The sequence below is a fragment of the Methylobacterium sp. FW306-05-D genome (genome assembly GCF_058782155.1).
In genome coordinates, this window is sequence record NZ_JBYSXL010000165.1 from 1 (window position 1) to 2,049 (window position 2,049).

Below are 2,049 nucleotides of genomic sequence, written 5' to 3' on the forward strand. Positions count from 1 at the left end.
CCTCCGGGGCGGGCTCCGGCTCCGGCGCGGGGGCCGGCGGCTCCTTGCGGCCGAACAGGCCGTCGAGGAAGGAGGAGACCTGGGCGGCGGCGGGCTGCGGCTGCGCGAGGCTGGCCGCCAGGACGAGCAACGGACCGGCGGCGAGGCGGTGACGGCGGCCGATCATCGGGACGCTCCCTTGAGGCGATGCGAAGGCGTGCGGGTGGTGCCCGCTTAGAAGCCCGCCCTGTGGCGAATATGCGACGGGTGGGGCGGCGAATGCCCCACCCGGAGAGCCGGCTCAGTCGTCGTAGTCCATCAGGCCGGAGGCGGCGTGGCCGCCCTCCATCAGGATCTCGCGCTTGCCGGCATGGTTGGCCGGGCCGACGATGCCCTCGATCTCCATCCGCTCCATGATCGAGGCGGCGCGGTTGTAGCCGATCTGCAGGCGGCGCTGGATGTAGCTCGTCGAGGCCTTGCGGTCGCGCATCACCACCTGCACCGCCTGGTCGTAGAGCTCGGCGCCGGGATCGATGCCGCCGCTGCCCGCATAGGCGCCCGCGTCGAAGATCGGAGCGTCGATGTCCTCGATCTCGGCGGCCTGGGCCTTCTCGGCCCGGTCGGCCTTGTCCGCCTTCGAGCCCTTGGCGGGCTTCTCGTCGCCGCTGCCGTCGTCGGCCGTGACGGCCTCGAGGTAGGAGGGCCGGCCCTGGCGCTTGAGGTGGGCGACCACGCTCTCGACCTCCGAATCCGAGCAGAACGGCCCGTGCACGCGCGTGGTGCGCCCGCCGCCGGCCATGAACAGCATGTCGCCCTGGCCCAGCAGCTGCTCGGCGCCCATCTCGCCCAGGATCGTGCGGCTGTCGATCTTGCTCGTCACCTGGAAGGAGATCCGGGTCGGGAAGTTGGCCTTGATCGTGCCCGTGATCACGTCCACCGAGGGACGCTGGGTCGCCATGATCAGGTGGATGCCCGCCGCGCGCGCCATCTGCGCCAGGCGCTGGATCGCCCCCTCGATGTCCTTGCCCGCCACCATCATCAGGTCGGCCATCTCGTCGACCACGATCACGATGTAGGGCAGCGCCGAGAGATCCATCTCCTCCGTCTCGTAGACGGCCTGGCCCGTCTCGCGGTTGAAGCCGGTATGGACCTCGCGGGTGATCACCTCGCCCTTGGCCCGGGCCTCCGCCATGCGCGCGTTGTAGCCGTCGATGTTGCGCACGGCGATCTTGGACATCTTCTTGTAGCGCTCCTCCATCTCGCGCACGGCCCATTTGAGGGCGATGACCGCCTTCTTCGGGTCGATGACGACGGGGGAGAGCAGGTGCGGGATGCCGTCGTAGACGGACAGCTCCAGCATCTTCGGATCGACCATGATCAGGCGGCACTCCTCCGGCTTCATCCGGTAGAGGAGCGACAGGATCATCGTGTTGATGGCCACCGACTTGCCCGAGCCCGTGGTGCCGGCCACCAGCAGGTGGGGCATCTTGGCCAGGTCCGCGATGATCGGCTCGCCGCCGATGTTCTTGCCCAGACACAGGGCGAGCTTGTGCTTGCTCATCCCGAAATCGGCCGAGGCGAGGAGCTCGCGCAGGTACACGGTCTCGCGGGTGTCGTTGGGCAGTTCGATGCCGATGACGTTGCGGCCCGGGACCACGGCGACGCGGGCCGAGACCGCCGACATCGAGCGGGCGATGTCGTCCGAGAGCGAGATCACGCGGCTCGACTTGGTGCCGGGCGCCGGCTCCAGCTCGTAGAGGGTGACCACCGGGCCGGGGCGCACCGCCAGGATGTCGCCGCGCACGCCGAAATCCTGGACCGTCTGCTGGAGGTTGAGGGCGTTCTGCTCCAGCACGTCGGCGTCGACCTCCTCCGTGTCGTTCAGGGGCGGCTCGGCCAGGAGGTCGAGGGAGGGGTGCTCGTAATCGGCGTTCTCCACGAAGGACATCGGCACGTGCCGGCCGGCCGGGATGAGGAGGGGGCGCTCGGGCAGGATCGCGCGCGGCATGTGGACGGCCGGAGCCTCCGGCACCGCGACGGCCTCCGCCTCCGGGGCGGGCCCTTCGGGGG

1 protein-coding gene is annotated in these 2,049 nt (G+C 70.0%); it reads right to left on the reverse strand.

Features of this window, described 5'->3' with window-relative positions; genetic code table 11:
- Positions 1-280: 280 nt before the first annotated feature.
- Positions 281-2,049: DNA translocase FtsK (locus tag AC3WLN_RS24005; RefSeq protein ID WP_492485485.1), on the reverse strand; the 1,769-nt coding region annotated here is incomplete at its 5' end.